Origin of the sequence: Aeromonas sp. 6P, assembly GCF_051919525.1 — a bacterium.
Lineage (GTDB): Bacteria > Pseudomonadota > Gammaproteobacteria > Enterobacterales > Aeromonadaceae > Aeromonas > Aeromonas veronii.
On sequence record NZ_JBQBEO010000002.1, the window covers coordinates 787,418 to 799,918 of the forward strand.

Annotated in this window: 14 protein-coding genes and 1 pseudogene; 8 read left to right on the forward strand and 7 right to left on the reverse strand. The window is 58.8% G+C overall.

The genetic code is table 11. The annotated features are described in order from the left end of the window. The first annotated feature begins 68 nt into the window (after window positions 1–68). Window positions 69–257, forward strand: coding sequence for a DUF2065 domain-containing protein (locus ACTG2J_RS03860; protein WP_005339036.1), 189 nt, complete (start codon window positions 69–71; stop codon window positions 255–257). Window positions 258–338: 81 nt separating this feature from the next. On the opposite strand, the gene ispB is transcribed toward ACTG2J_RS03860, so the two are convergent. Then, window positions 339–1,310 (reverse strand): octaprenyl diphosphate synthase, encoded by a 972-nt coding sequence (gene ispB, locus ACTG2J_RS03865; protein WP_236382867.1) that lies wholly within the window; start codon window positions 1,308–1,310, stop codon window positions 339–341. Between the two features lie 242 nt (window positions 1,311–1,552). Between ispB and rplU the strand changes: the two genes are divergently transcribed. From rplU to ACTG2J_RS03885, 4 genes are all read left to right on the forward strand, one after another. Then, the gene (gene rplU / locus ACTG2J_RS03870) at window positions 1,553–1,864 is read left to right on the forward strand and encodes a 50S ribosomal protein L21 (protein WP_005304210.1); all 312 of its coding nucleotides are present in this window, start codon (window positions 1,553–1,555) and stop codon (window positions 1,862–1,864) included. 17 nt (window positions 1,865–1,881) lie between these two features. Beyond that, window positions 1,882–2,139 (forward strand): 50S ribosomal protein L27, encoded by a 258-nt coding sequence (gene rpmA / locus ACTG2J_RS03875; protein ID WP_005339028.1) that lies wholly within the window; start codon window positions 1,882–1,884, stop codon window positions 2,137–2,139. A 200-nt stretch (window positions 2,140–2,339) separates the two neighbouring features. Then, window positions 2,340–3,542, forward strand: coding sequence for an Obg family GTPase CgtA (cgtA, locus tag ACTG2J_RS03880; RefSeq protein WP_005339026.1), 1,203 nt, complete (start codon window positions 2,340–2,342; stop codon window positions 3,540–3,542). Window positions 3,543–3,908: 366 nt separating this feature from the next. Further along, window positions 3,909–5,279 carry a YjiH family protein gene (locus tag ACTG2J_RS03885; protein WP_113740486.1) on the forward strand — a complete coding sequence of 457 codons (1,371 nt, stop codon included), beginning with the start codon at window positions 3,909–3,911 and terminating at the stop codon, window positions 5,277–5,279. A gap of 84 nt (window positions 5,280–5,363) precedes the next feature. On the opposite strand, the gene ACTG2J_RS03890 is transcribed toward ACTG2J_RS03885, so the two are convergent. After that, window positions 5,364–5,702, reverse strand: a complete 339-nt coding sequence (locus tag ACTG2J_RS03890; RefSeq protein ID WP_113740485.1) for a hypothetical protein — start codon at window positions 5,700–5,702, stop codon at window positions 5,364–5,366. Between the two features lie 304 nt (window positions 5,703–6,006). Between ACTG2J_RS03890 and ACTG2J_RS03895 the strand changes: the two genes are divergently transcribed. The 3 genes from ACTG2J_RS03895 (at window position 6,007) to ACTG2J_RS03905 (ending at window position 8,070) form a co-directional block, all read left to right on the forward strand. Next, complete coding sequence (locus ACTG2J_RS03895) at window positions 6,007–6,996, forward strand: luciferase-like monooxygenase (RefSeq protein WP_113740484.1); 990 nt, start codon at window positions 6,007–6,009, stop codon at window positions 6,994–6,996. Between the two features lie 48 nt (window positions 6,997–7,044). Continuing rightward, window positions 7,045–7,446, forward strand: a complete 402-nt coding sequence (locus ACTG2J_RS03900; RefSeq protein ID WP_235660909.1) for a bleomycin resistance protein — start codon at window positions 7,045–7,047, stop codon at window positions 7,444–7,446. A gap of 123 nt (window positions 7,447–7,569) precedes the next feature. Continuing rightward, the gene (locus ACTG2J_RS03905) at window positions 7,570–8,070 is read left to right on the forward strand and encodes a 2TM domain-containing protein (protein WP_021231934.1); all 501 of its coding nucleotides are present in this window, start codon (window positions 7,570–7,572) and stop codon (window positions 8,068–8,070) included. A 119-nt stretch (window positions 8,071–8,189) separates the two neighbouring features. Here the strand turns inward: ACTG2J_RS03905 and ACTG2J_RS03910 are convergent, their stop codons facing one another. The 5 genes and pseudogenes from ACTG2J_RS03910 to surA all read right to left on the reverse strand — a co-directional run bounded on the left by ACTG2J_RS03910 (window position 8,190) and on the right by surA (window position 12,479). Then, complete coding sequence (locus ACTG2J_RS03910; protein WP_439997215.1) at window positions 8,190–9,011, reverse strand: symmetrical bis(5'-nucleosyl)-tetraphosphatase; 822 nt, start codon at window positions 9,009–9,011, stop codon at window positions 8,190–8,192. A 6-nt stretch (window positions 9,012–9,017) separates the two neighbouring features. After that, complete coding sequence (gene apaG / locus ACTG2J_RS03915; protein ID WP_439997216.1) at window positions 9,018–9,380, reverse strand: Co2+/Mg2+ efflux protein ApaG; 363 nt, start codon at window positions 9,378–9,380, stop codon at window positions 9,018–9,020. Between the two features lie 4 nt (window positions 9,381–9,384). Beyond that, a complete protein-coding gene (gene rsmA / locus ACTG2J_RS03920) occupies window positions 9,385–10,197 on the reverse strand; it encodes a 16S rRNA (adenine(1518)-N(6)/adenine(1519)-N(6))-dimethyltransferase RsmA (protein WP_439997217.1) in 813 nt (270 codons plus the stop codon). Beyond that, window positions 10,187–11,182 (reverse strand): 4-hydroxythreonine-4-phosphate dehydrogenase PdxA, encoded by a 996-nt coding sequence (pdxA, locus tag ACTG2J_RS03925; protein ID WP_439997218.1) that lies wholly within the window; start codon window positions 11,180–11,182, stop codon window positions 10,187–10,189. Before pdxA ends, rsmA begins: the two co-directional genes overlap by 11 nt. Next, window positions 11,182–12,479: pseudogene (gene surA / locus ACTG2J_RS03930) on the reverse strand (peptidylprolyl isomerase SurA). The gene pdxA and the pseudogene surA overlap by 1 nt, the downstream one beginning before the upstream one ends. Between the last annotated feature and the right edge of the window lie 22 nt (window positions 12,480–12,501).

Below are 12,501 nucleotides of genomic sequence, written 5' to 3' on the forward strand. Positions count from 1 at the left end.
GACCCTTTTGTTTTTGGTGCCAATGCCAGCCGTCGACCCGGGGGGCTGGTTGCATTGAAGGAGGTCGGATGCTGACATCCATGCTGATGGGGTTGGGATTGCTGCTGTTGTTCGAGGGGCTAGGCCCGTTGTTGATGCCCAGGGCATGGCAGCAGATGTTGCGGCTGCTGAGCGATCAGCCACCGGAGCAGTTGCGCCGTATCGGCGGCTCGTTAGTGGTTGCGGGTAGCGTGATCCTCTGGATGCTGAGTCGCTGAGTCTGGCGCAATGCACTGTCCAGCAGATAGCAGACAATAAAAAAGAGGCCGAAGGCCTCTTTTTTCATCCATGTCGTTTACTCAGGCACTGCGCTGCACGGCCATGTGGGCCAGTGTTTCCAGCGCCTGTTTGTGCGGGGAGTCCGGCAGGATGGCGAGGGCGGCAATGGCCTTGTCGGCCTCTTTTCTGGCACGCATGCGGGAGTACTCCAGCGCGCCAGTGCGGTCGAGAATGCCGAGGATCTGCTCAAGATGCTCCATGCCGTTGCGGTGCTCGATGGCATCGCGCACCAGCTGGCGCTCTTCCGGCGTACCCACTTCCATGGCGCGCAGCAGCGGCAGGGTCGGTTTGCCTTCGGCCAGATCGTCGCCGACGTTCTTGCCCATCTCTTCGCTCTGGGAGCAGTAGTCCATCACGTCATCGATGATCTGGAACGCGGTGCCCAGATACTTGCCGTAATCGGTCATGGCCTGTTCGACGGGCTCGGGCTGATGAGTCAGCACGGCGGCAAGGCGAGTGGCGGCCTCGAACAGCTTGGCGGTCTTGCAGTAGATGACCGTCATGTAGCTCTCTTCGGTGGTATCCGGGTCGTTGCAGTTCATCAGCTGCAACACTTCTCCTTCGGCGATGGTGTTGGTGGCATCCGAGAGGATCTCCATCACCCGCAGGTTGGAGAGTTCGGCCATCATCTGGAAGGAGCGGCTATAGAGGTAGTCACCGACCAGCACGCTGGCGGCATTGCCAAACATGGCGTTGGCGGTCTCCCGGCCGCGGCGCAGGTCGGATTCGTCGACCACGTCGTCATGCAGCAGGGTAGAGGTGTGAATGAATTCGATGATGGCGGCCAGTTTCAGGTGATCCTCACCCTCATAGCCCAGCGCACGCGCAGCCATCACGGTCAGCATGGGGCGCATCCGTTTCCCGCCGGCGCTGACAATGTAGAAACCCAGCTGATTAATCAGACTAACGTCGGACTGGAGTCGGGCCAGGATCAGTTCATTGACCGCCGTCATGTCGGCGGCACAGAGCGCACGGATAGTCTGTTGGTCCATAAGTCTCGTAACGTGACAGCAGCAATAACTGCGATTTTAGTAATGGCAGGGATTCTACACGATTTCACAATGGGTTACAGTTAGGCGTTTATCCACGGCGGCAGATATGCGCACAAAATAAACTTTTTGCTAAATTGGCCTTGCCTGAGCAGATCGATTTGCGTAGAATACCCGCCCATTGTTATAGGTTTTTGCGCATGTCTAGCCTTGAGCAAAAGACATGCCTTTACGGAGTTAATCAAATGTACGCGGTATTCCAAAGCGGCGGAAAACAACACCGTGTGGCCGAAGGTCAAATCGTTCGTCTGGAAAAGCTGAACGTTGAGACTGGCGCTACCATCGACTTCAACGAAGTTCTGATGGTTGCTGCAGGCGACACTTTTAAAGTAGGTGCTCCTTTCGTTGAAGGTGGCAAGGTTGTAGCTGAAGTTGTGGCTCACGGCCGTGGCGAGAAAGTGACTATCGTCAAGTTCCGTCGTCGTAAGCACCATCGTAAGCAAGCGGGCCACCGTCAGTGGTTCACTGAAGTCAAAATCACTGGCATCAGCGCTTAATTAGAGGAGTCCGATAAATGGCACACAAAAAAGCTGGCGGTTCATCCCGCAACGGTCGCGATTCTGAAGCTAAACGCCTGGGCGTGAAGCGTTTCGGCGGCGAAACAGTTCTGGCTGGCAGCATCATCGTTCGTCAACGTGGTACCAAGTTCCACGCTGGCACCAACGTTGGTCTGGGCAAGGATCACACCCTGTTCGCTACCGCGACTGGTAAAATCCTGTTCGAAGTTAAAGGTCCGCTGAATCGTAAGTACGTTAGCATTGTTGCTGAGTAATTACGGACCGCAAGGATCCGAAGCCCCGCCAACAGGCGGGGCTTTTGTTTTTCTGACGTCTTTCTGATGTCGTTGACGAAAAAACGGAACGCAGCTGACTTTGGCTCTGACGGGCATGATTGGCAAGATGCGTATCGCCCGCAGGGGTCTGTACCACTATAATTGCGTATCGGTTTTTCGAATTAAGGTGACGGTTACCTATGAAGTTTGTTGATGAAGTCCAGATTCGAGTCGATGCCGGTGACGGTGGTAACGGTTGTGTAAGCTTTCGCCGTGAAAAATATATTCCCAACGGTGGTCCGGACGGCGGTGACGGCGGTGATGGTGGCGACGTATATCTGATCGCCGACGAGAACCTCAATACCCTGATCGACTACCGTTTCGAGCGTTTCCATGCTGCCGAGCGCGGTGAGAATGGCCAGAGCGCCAACTGTACCGGTCGCCGCGGCAAGGACAAGATCCTGCGTGTGCCTGTCGGTACCCGGGCGACCGATGAAGATACCGGTGAACTGCTGGGGGACCTGACCCACCACGAGCAGAAGCTGCTGGTTGCCAAAGGTGGTTTCCATGGTCTGGGCAACACCCGCTTCAAGAGCTCCGTCAACCGTGCTCCCCGCCAGAAGAGTAATGGTACTCCGGGTGAAGTGCGTACCCTGAAGCTGGAGCTGCTGCTGCTGGCCGATGTCGGCATGCTGGGTCTGCCCAACGCAGGCAAGTCTACCTTTATTCGCGCCGTTTCTGCGGCTCGCCCGAAAGTGGCTGATTACCCCTTCACTACCCTGGTACCGAACCTGGGTGTGGTGCGTGGTGAAAACTCCCGCTCCTTCGTGATCGCCGATATCCCGGGTCTGATCGAAGGCGCTGCCGAAGGTGCAGGTTTGGGTATCCGCTTCCTGAAACACCTCGAGCGTTGCCGCGTGCTGATCCACCTGGTGGATATCTGCCCGGTTGATGGCTCCGATCCTGCTGAAAATGCCGTGACCATCGTCAAGGAGCTGGAGAAGTACAGCCCGGAACTGGCTGGCAAGCCGCGCTGGTTGGTGTTTAACAAGATGGATCTGATCCTGGAAGAGGAAGCCCAGGAGGTGATGGATCGCGTCAAGGCGGCCCTGAACCACGAAGGTCCGGTCTATGCCATCACTGCCATCAGCAAGGAAGGCACCAAGAAGGTCTGCTACGATATTCTGGATCTGCTGGATACCATGCCCCGTCAGCTGGCGGAAGATGCCAAAGACGCCATCGAGAAGGTGGAGTTCAAGTGGGACGACTACCACAAGAACCAGTTGGCCAAGGCTGAAGCGGAAGCACTGGCTGCCTCTCTTGCCTTCGATGAAGGACTTGATGATGACGATTGGGATGACGACGAAGATGATGGCGTTGAAGTCATCTACGTCCGTGACTGATCCCCGTCACTCTCATTGAAAACCGGAGCCTGAACAGGCTCCGGTTTTTTTATATCTATCGAGCAGCAACTCATTAGGTATATTTGTGATGTCACTTATTGCCTGCCACTGATAACCGATTATACTGCCCACCAAAATTAACAATAACGAAACAATAATCTGGCGATGTCGATTGAATCGATATGCGCCGCTCTATCTTATTGTTTTAATGGAAGGTTTACCTGTGAAAATATTTATGCGCAGATTTCTGCCTTAAGGGCTTGTTTGTGCATTTTTTTAGAGTATTCTTGCGCCCGTTTTGCCGATTAATGCATGAATACGCAGGTTGGCCGGGCTAGGGAAAAGTAACATTAGGGCAGTCATATCATGTTGGAAAAGAGTCTCGAAGCACCTGCGGTCAATACTCGCCGTAATTTGTTGATGTTTCTGGTTCCGTCACTCATCGGGATCCTACTGTTCATGACGCCGGTCGTCTATGACGGTAACGTCACCATCCCGGTGGCCGTGCTGGCCAAGCTGGTACAGCGTGTTTTGGCCGATTATCTGGTCGCCATGGTCAGTGCGGTGATCACCACCACCATGCTGATGACGCTGATTGCCTGGTTGTTCAAGCCGGCGATTCTGGTGCGTCGTCCTTTCCTCAACAGTTTGTTCAGTGTCTCCCCTTTCTGGGCCTGCGTGCGGGTATTGGGCGGTATCTTCGTGCTGCTGACCTTCTTCCAGGTGGGGCCAGAGGTGCTTTACTCCGGCGCAACCGGTGGACTGGTGCTCAACGATCTGCTGCCGGTGCTGTTTTCGGTCTTCATTTTTGCCGGCCTGCTGCTGCCGTTGCTGCTCGATTTTGGGTTGCTGGAATTTGTCGGCACCATGATGACCCGCATCATGCGTCCGGTGTTCCGGTTGCCGGGTCGCTCCGCAGTGGACTGCTTTGCCTCTTGGCTCGGCGATGGCAGCGTCGGCATCCTGCTGACCAGCAAGCAGTACGAAGGGAAGTTCTATACCCAGCGTGAAGCCGCGGTGATTGGCACCACTTTCTCTGCGGTCTCCATCACCTTCTGTCTGGTGGTGATCTCCCAGGTGAAGCTGGAGCACATGTTTGTCCCCTTTTATCTGACCGTCTGTCTGGCGGGTGTGGTTGCCGCCATCGTGGTGCCGCGTCTGCCACCGCTCTGTTGGAAGAAGGACATCTATGCCGATGGCACTCCCCTGTGCCGCAAGCAGGAAGCAGTGCCGCACCAGCACAGCGTAATGAGCTATGGTTTCGAGCGTGCCCTGACCAAGGCTGACAGCATGACTGATCTCGGCGCAGTCGCGCGGGAAGGGGTGAAGAATGCACTGGATATGGTGTTTGGCGTGCTGCCGGTTGTGATGGCGATCGGTACCTGTGCCCTGATGCTGGCCGAACATACCCCTATCTTCAACTGGCTTGGCGCCCCGTTCGTCCCCTTGCTGGAGCTGCTGCAACTGCCGGAGGCGGAAGCGGCCTCCAAGACCATCATGGTCGGTTTTGCCGACATGTTCATTCCGGCGGTGCTGGCCTCGACCATCGAGAGCGACATGACCCGCTTCGTGATTGCCGCGATGTCGGTAACCCAGCTGATCTATATGTCGGAAGTGGGCGCCCTGCTGCTGGGCAGCAAGATCCCGGTCAAGCTGTGGGAACTGTTCGTTATCTTCCTGCTGCGCACTCTGGTTACCTTGCCGGTTATTGCCGGGGTGGCACACCTGCTGTTCTAAGGGCGCAGCGCAGTGAAAAACGGTCAACCTCGGTTGACCGTTTTCTTTTTCGCAGTAACGGGAGAAAGTCCCCCTTCGGTTGGCTCAGCCTGTAGTGACGGAACACTGGATAGTCAGGGAGTGGACCGTGTTGGCGATACGATAGGGCTTGGCTGCCTTGTAGACCTTCTTTTCGTCGTCATAGCTTCCCCCCAGATACTGGGTGCTGTAGAGCGTCTGCTGGCGACGATCGGTCTCCTTGTAACCTTGCGGGCAGGTCTGGTTGGCCTGCTGGAAGCAGGCTTTCATGCTGCTGCACTCGATGTAGAAGCCGCGCTGGCTGGGATCGGCAAGGTGCACCGGGGTGACGGTAGGGGCGGGGGGAGACAACAGGGCGCAACCGGAGAGCGTCAGTGCGCCCAGCAGAACGAGATGTTTTGACATAGATAACCTGAACAGTGTGGTGTGACAAAGAGTGAGGGGGAGTCTGTTGCTCCCCCTTCGCTATAGGGGCACCGTTATAACCAGCCGGGGGCGCTCAGGCCAGCCCGCAAATGTAAGAAAATATGATCCCCCCCGGGCTTGCGCGGCCAGCAGGATGAGCGTTCAAACAATACTTGCCTGAGATTTGTTCCGTTCGATTGCTGCCGCTTGGCAGGCAGAGTGTGGCAGGAGATAGTGATTCATTCAGGTATCCCGTGCTACATTGCCCCACTTGTTACTGGCCTGTAAATCAATGGAGTGACCCATGTCTGCCATCCCCTATTCCGTGCTCGATCTGGTGCCTGTTGCCGAAGGTTCCGTGCCTGCCGAGTCGTTTCGCCGTTCACGGGATCTTGCCCGCCATGCCGAGGGTTGGGGTTACCTGCGCTACTGGCTGGCCGAACATCACAACATGCCGGGCATTGCCAGTGCCGCCACCTCGGTGCTGATCGGCCATCTGGCCGAAGCCACCACCACTCTGCGGATCGGCGCGGGTGGCATCATGCTGCCGAACCACTCGCCGCTGGTGATTGCCGAACAGTTTGGCACCTTGGCTTCTCTCTATCCCGACCGCATCGACCTTGGCCTTGGCCGCGCCCCCGGGACCGATCAGCGCACCATGCGGGCGCTGCGGCGTATGCGCAGTGGCGAGGTGGATGATTTCCCGGCCGATGTGCGTGAGCTGATGAGCTACTTTGGCGACGAGATCGGCGCGGTGCAGGCGGTGCCCGGCCAGGGGCTGCATCTGCCCATCTGGCTGCTGGGTTCCAGCCTTTACAGCGCGCAACTGGCGGCGGCGATGGGTTTGCCGTTCGGGTTTGCCTCCCATTTTGCTCCCGCCATGTTGCTGCAGGCGCTGGAGATCTATCGTAGCCAGTATCGCCCCTCTGCTCGCTGGCCCAAGCCCCATGCGGTGGTCTGCATCAACATGATTGCCGCCGACAGTGAGCGGGAGGCCCGCTTCCAGTTCACTACCGTGCAGCAGCAGTTCTTGCGCCTCCATCGCGGTGATGCGGGCAAGCTGCCCGCGCCGGTCGTCCAGCTTGGCGACGAGTGGGCACCCCGGGAGCTGATGGCGATGGAGCAGACCCTGGCTCGCTCGCTAGTGGGCGAGCCGGAGCAGATCCGCCACGGCCTCAAGGCGCTGCTGGCGGAAACCCGTGCCGATGAGCTGATGTTCAATGGCCCCATCGTCGATCATCAGGCCCGACTGCGCTCCTTTGAAATTGCCGCCGAGCTGATGCAGAGCCTGTAAGCCATGACGAACCCTGCTGTCGCGGTGGATAGGCCGTATTGGAATCCCATGGTACCGGAGCTGTCTGTCACCGATCTGGCTCGCTCTCTGGCGTTCTACACCGGCTTGCTGGGCTTCTCAGTTCGCTATCGGCGCGATGACCCTCCTTTTGCTTATCTGGAGCAGCAACAGGTACAGCTGATGCTGGAACAGGTTCATCTAGCGGGTTGGCAGGTCGGGGCGTTGGAGCCACCGTTCGGTCGGGGAATCAATCTGCAGATGGAGCTGACCGAGATCCAGCCGCTACTCGACCGCTTGCAGGCTGCCGGGATTGCACTTTTCCGGCAGCCCACTGAGGTCTGGTATCCAGTGGGCGAGATGCTGGCCGGGCAGCGCGAATTTTTGCTGCAGGATCCCGATGGTTATCTGTTACGGTTTGTGCAATATCTGGGGGAACGAGCGGCTGACTGACAAGATCAAAATCTTAACCATCTGATTTTAAAGGACTGTCAGATGTATGTCGGCCATCTGTCGTGTCACCTTTCGTGGCGCAAGCCCTATGCTGGCCCTGTCAATTACCACAAGGAGTTCGAGATGATCGTCAGGAAGTTGAGATTGCAACGGGGTTGGTCTCAGGATCAGTTGGCAACGTTGACTGGTTTGAGTGTCCGCACTATCCAGCGGATCGAGCAGGGGCAGCAACCCGGACTGGAATCTCTCAAGGCCCTGGCCGCCGTCTTTGAACTCGATGTGGCTCAACTGGATGGATCAGAGCAACAGGAGCGCGAGATGAGAGGAAGTGACACTATGGGTCAGGATGCGGTGCAGGTATCGGCAGAGGAACGGGCGGCAATGCGCTATGTGGAGGAGCTCAAGGGCTTCTATCACCATGTCGCCAGCTACGTGGTGGTGATCTGCGGGCTGTTTGTCATCAACTACCTGAGCAATCCGGAGTACATCTGGGCCTGGTGGCCAACCCTGGGATGGGGGCTGGGACTTGCCTCCCATGCTGTTCGGGTGTTTCAGCCCTTCAAGCTGTTTGGCCCCGAGTGGGAGCGGCGCCAGATCGAGAAGCGGCTGGGGCGCAAGTTGTAACTTCATTCGCCGGAAAACAGGAAGCCTAAAACAGCAAGCCCGGCAGATTGCCGGGCTTTGTGATTGGAGCGGGTTGTGGCCATTCGTGCGGCAGCGACCGCCAGATTGCTGCGTCCCCCCTAGCTGGCGTGAACCGGACAGGGAGTGGCAAAGAGGGCATCATCCTCATAGCGCCACAGGGTGAGGCTGTTGCCCCAAACACAGCCAGTATCGAGCGCCTTGATGTCGCTCTTGCCGGTGTTGCCCATCAGCGCTGCCCAGTGGCCGAACACCAGGATGGGGTCGTCCACGTGATGCTCGCGCTGCTCGAACCAGGGGCGCAGGCCCGGGGTCGACTCCTTGGGCCCCTTCTTGCATTTGAAGTCGAGCCGGCCATCGAAGTAGCAGAAGCGCATCCGGGTGAAGGTGTTGATGATGTAGCGGTAGCGGTCGATCCCGACCAGATCATCTTTCCAGCCATCGGGCTGGTCGCCGTACATGTGGTGCAGCAGCCAGCTGTACTGGTCACCGCGCAGCAGGCTCTCTACCTCGCGGGCGCAGTTGCGGGCGGTGCGGGCATCCCACGCCGGGGAGATACCGGCATGCACCATCATGATGGGCAGGTCGGGGTGCTCGGCCAGCAGCGGGCGGTGGCGCAGCCACTCCAGCAGTTCGTCCCGATCCGGGGCATCGATCAGGCTTTGCAGCTTGTCTTTCTTCTTGAGCGGTGCCACGCCATTGGCGACCGCCAACAGGTGCAGATCGTGGTTGCCGAGCACGGTGACGGCACGGTTGCCCAACCCTTTGACAAAACGCAGGGTATTGAGGGAGTCCGGGCCGCGGGCGACCAGGTCGCCACAGAGCCAGAGCACGTCTTGATCGGGATCGAACGCGGCAAGATCCAGCAGACGGCGCAAGTCGTCGTAACAGCCCTGGATGTCACCGACAAAACAGTTCGTCATGAAACCTCAGTTGATAATATTGGGGATGGCCAGCGTGAAGGGGGCGATGGGCGCCTCAAACTGCTGGCCAGAGCCATCTTGCAGGGTATAGCTCCCTTCCATCACCCCAAGCGGGGTCGCCAGCGGCACGCCGCTCTGGTAGCTGTAGGTCTCACCTTCGGCAATGACGGGTTGCTCCCCGACCACGCCCGGACCTGCCACCTCCAGCATCTTGCCATTGGCATCGGTGATGAGCCAGCGCCGGTGCAGCAGTTGCACCGGGCCGGGCCCCAGATTCTCAATCTCGATCAGATAGTGAAACTGGTAGGGGTCTTTGCTATCCGCCACATACGAGGGGTATGGGCGGACAACGATGTGCGGGGGTGCCACAGGATCAGGCCTGTTGCTGATCCGCCAGCCAGTTGGCAATCATGACAAACTGCTCGAGGGAGAGGTTCTCCGGGCGCAGGTTGCCATCGATGCCAAGCTCGGTCAGCTGGGCGTCGGTGATGAAGTTGGAGAAGCTGTTGCGGATGGTCTTGCGACGCTGGCCAAAGCCCTCGGTGCAGACGCGATTCAGACAACGTATATCTTTCGCGACGATAGTCGGGTTCTTGTGCGGGATCAGACGCACCACGGCAGAGTCCACTTTCGGTGCCGGCTTGAAGGCGCCCGGGCCCACTTCCAGCACCGGCACCACCTGGCAGTAGTACTGGGTCATCACGCTAAGACGGCCGTAAGCCTTGCTGCCCGGGCCGGCGGCCAGACGCAACACCACTTCCTTTTGCAGCATGAAGTGCATGTCTTCTACCCGATCGGCGAACTCGCACAGGTGGAAGATAAGCGGGGTGGAGATGTTATAGGGCAGGTTGCCGAAGATACGTAGCGGCCCCTTGCCTTCACCCATCAGGGTGCTGAAGTCGAAGCGCATGGCATCGGCTTCGATGACGGTGAGCTTCTCCTTCAGTGTCGGGTGCTCGCGCAGGCGCGCCGCCAGATCCCGGTCCAGCTCGACCACGGTCATCTTGTCCATCTGGGCGGCAACCGGTTCGGTCAGCGCGGCCAGACCCGGGCCGATCTCCACCAGGTTTTGGCCCGGTTGCGGATTGATGGCGGCCACGATCTGGTCGATCACGTAGCGGTCGTGCAAGAAGTTCTGACCGAAACGTTTACGGGCCGTGTGGCCCATGTGCACCTTACTGCTCATATCTTTTTTTCTCTACCATCTTGATGGCGTGGTTAATCGCGGTGACAAGGCTGCCCGGATCCGCCAGGCCCTTGCCTGCCAGATCCAGTGCGGTGCCGTGATCCACCGAAGTGCGGATGAAGGGAAGCCCCAGAGTGATATTGACCGAACTGCCAAAGCCTTTGTATTTGAGCACGGGCAGTCCCTGGTCGTGGTACATGGCGAGTACCGCATCCGCATCCTTGAGGTATTTCTCCTGGAACAGGGTGTCGGCCGGCAACGGGCCGACCAGATCGATCCCCTCCTGGCGCAAACTGGCCAGAGTAGGTTCGATCACGTCAATCTCTTCACGTCCGAGGTGGCCGCCTTCCCCTGCATGGGGATTGAGGCCGCAGACGTAAATTCGGGGTTTGGCGATGCCAAACTTGGTGGCGAGATCCGCATTGAGGATGCGGATCACCTTGCCGAGGCGATCTTCCGTGATCGCCATCGCCACATAGGCAAGGGGGATATGGGTGGTCGCCAGCGCAACTCGCAGTCCCTCGGTTGCCAGCATCATCACCACATCGGCGGTGCCCGACTGCTGGGCGAAGAACTCGGTATGGCCGCTAAACGAGACACCGGCCTGATTGATGATCCCCTTGTGTACCGGCCCTGTCACCACGGCGGCAAATTCGCCGCTCATGTTGCCATCGCAGGCGCGCTGCAGGGTCGCCAGCACATAGGCGCCGTTGCCTTCGTTCAGCTCGCCCGCTACCACAGAGGTACCGAGAGAGACAGAACATACCGTCAGGGTGCCGGCGCGCTGCGGTTGTGCCGGTTGACTGGCATCATAGGGCTCAAGCTCGATGGGCAGCCCCAGCAGGGCCGCCCGCTCGCGCAGCAAAGCTGGATCGGCGATCACCACCAACTGGTGCGGCCAATCCTGCTGGGCAATCTGCAGAACCAGATCAGGCCCAATCCCGGCCGGTTCGCCCGGGGTGACGGCAAGACGACGGCAGTTCATCAGCTACCGGCGCCTTCGATGCGGATGTAGGCCTCGTCACGCAGCTCGTCCAGCCATGCTTGGGACTCTTCCACGAAACGACGGTTGTAAATGAGCTGGTAGGCGCGCTGCTCCTGGGCCTTGTCGGTGGCGTCCTGGCTGCGGCGATCTTCCACCTGCACGATGTGCCAGCCATGGCTGGTACGGAACGGGGCACTGAGCTGGCCCGGTTGCAGGCGGTTGACCATGTCGCGGAACTCGGGCACATAGACGTTGGGATCAGACCAGCCCAGTTCGCCACCCTGCACCGCAGAGCCCGGATCTTCGGAGTACTTCTCCGCCATGCTGGCGAAGCTGGCCTTGCCGCTCTTGATATCGTGCAGAATGCCGTCCAGCATCCCCTTGGCTTTCTCTTCGCTCAGGATGATGGAGGGCTTGATCAGGATGTGGCGAGCCTTCACCTCGGTCTGCATCACCTGCTGCTGCCCCTTGGTGTCAAACACCTTGACGATGTGCAGGCCGGCGCCGGAGCGCAGCGGGCCGACGATGTCGCCCTTCTTGGCGCCCTGTACCGCTTCTGCCATCAGGGTCGGCATCTCTTGCGGGCTCATCCAACCCCAGTCCCCCCCTCCAGCGCCTTGGGACCGTTACTCTCGGCAATAGCCAACTTGCGGAAGTCGGCTCCCTGCTTGAGGGCAGTCAGAATGCGTTCGATCTTGCTCTTGGCGGCATCCAGCTGGGCGGCGGTGGGGTTGTCCGGCAGCGCAATCTGGATATGACCGACGTGGTACTCGTTCTGTTGCTGACCCTGTTTTTTCAGGATCTCGACCACCTGCTTCACCTCCTGATCGGAGATGTTGATGCGACGACGTACCTGATTACGGCGTACCTCGTTCATCAGGATCTCGCGGCGAACCTCTTCCCGATATTGGGCATAGGTCATCCCTTCACGGGCGAGCTGGGCCCGCAGCTGATCCAGGGTCATCTTGTTGTCGGCAGCGATGCCCTGAATAGCCTGTTCCAGCTGGGTATCACTGATCTTCAACCCCTGGCGATCCGCCAGTTGCAGTTGCAGGCTCTCCTGGATCAGGCGGTCCAGCGCCTGTTTGCGCAGGGTGGCATCGTCAGGCAGGGACTGGCCGCTCTCCTGGGCGGAGAGTTTTACCTTGTTGACCAGTGCGTCCTGTTGGCTGGACAGCACCACGTCCTTGTTGACCACGGCCAGCACCTTGTCCATCAGCTCGGGCGCAGCCAGTGCGGCCTGGCTCATGGCACCGAACATTCCCGCGGTCAGCAGGGCAATCAGGGTCTTTTTCATATCCATCTCTCAAGGCTGGGCC

Bases quoted from the DNA above. Each gene is read 5' to 3' on its own strand.
- ACTG2J_RS03885 (WP_113740486.1), top strand. From the start codon at position 3,909: ATGTTGGAAAAGAGTCTCGAAGCACCTGCGGTCAATACTCGCCGTAAT.
- ACTG2J_RS03900 (WP_235660909.1), top strand. From the start codon at position 7,045: ATGGTACCGGAGCTGTCTGTCACCGATCTGGCTCGCTCTCTGGCGTTC.
- pdxA (WP_439997218.1), bottom strand. From the start codon at position 11,182: ATGAACTGCCGTCGTCTTGCCGTCACCCCGGGCGAACCGGCCGGGATT.
- rplU (WP_005304210.1), top strand. From the start codon at position 1,553: ATGTACGCGGTATTCCAAAGCGGCGGAAAACAACACCGTGTGGCCGAA.
- rpmA (WP_005339028.1), top strand. From the start codon at position 1,882: ATGGCACACAAAAAAGCTGGCGGTTCATCCCGCAACGGTCGCGATTCT.
- ispB (WP_236382867.1), bottom strand. From the start codon at position 1,310: ATGGACCAACAGACTATCCGTGCGCTCTGTGCCGCCGACATGACGGCG.
- ACTG2J_RS03860 (WP_005339036.1), top strand. From the start codon at position 69: ATGCTGACATCCATGCTGATGGGGTTGGGATTGCTGCTGTTGTTCGAG.
- rsmA (WP_439997217.1), bottom strand. From the start codon at position 10,197: ATGAGCAGTAAGGTGCACATGGGCCACACGGCCCGTAAACGTTTCGGT.
- ACTG2J_RS03910 (WP_439997215.1), bottom strand. From the start codon at position 9,011: ATGACGAACTGTTTTGTCGGTGACATCCAGGGCTGTTACGACGACTTG.
- ACTG2J_RS03895 (WP_113740484.1), top strand. From the start codon at position 6,007: ATGTCTGCCATCCCCTATTCCGTGCTCGATCTGGTGCCTGTTGCCGAA.
- cgtA (WP_005339026.1), top strand. From the start codon at position 2,340: ATGAAGTTTGTTGATGAAGTCCAGATTCGAGTCGATGCCGGTGACGGT.
- ACTG2J_RS03905 (WP_021231934.1), top strand. From the start codon at position 7,570: ATGATCGTCAGGAAGTTGAGATTGCAACGGGGTTGGTCTCAGGATCAG.
- ACTG2J_RS03890 (WP_113740485.1), bottom strand. From the start codon at position 5,702: ATGTCAAAACATCTCGTTCTGCTGGGCGCACTGACGCTCTCCGGTTGC.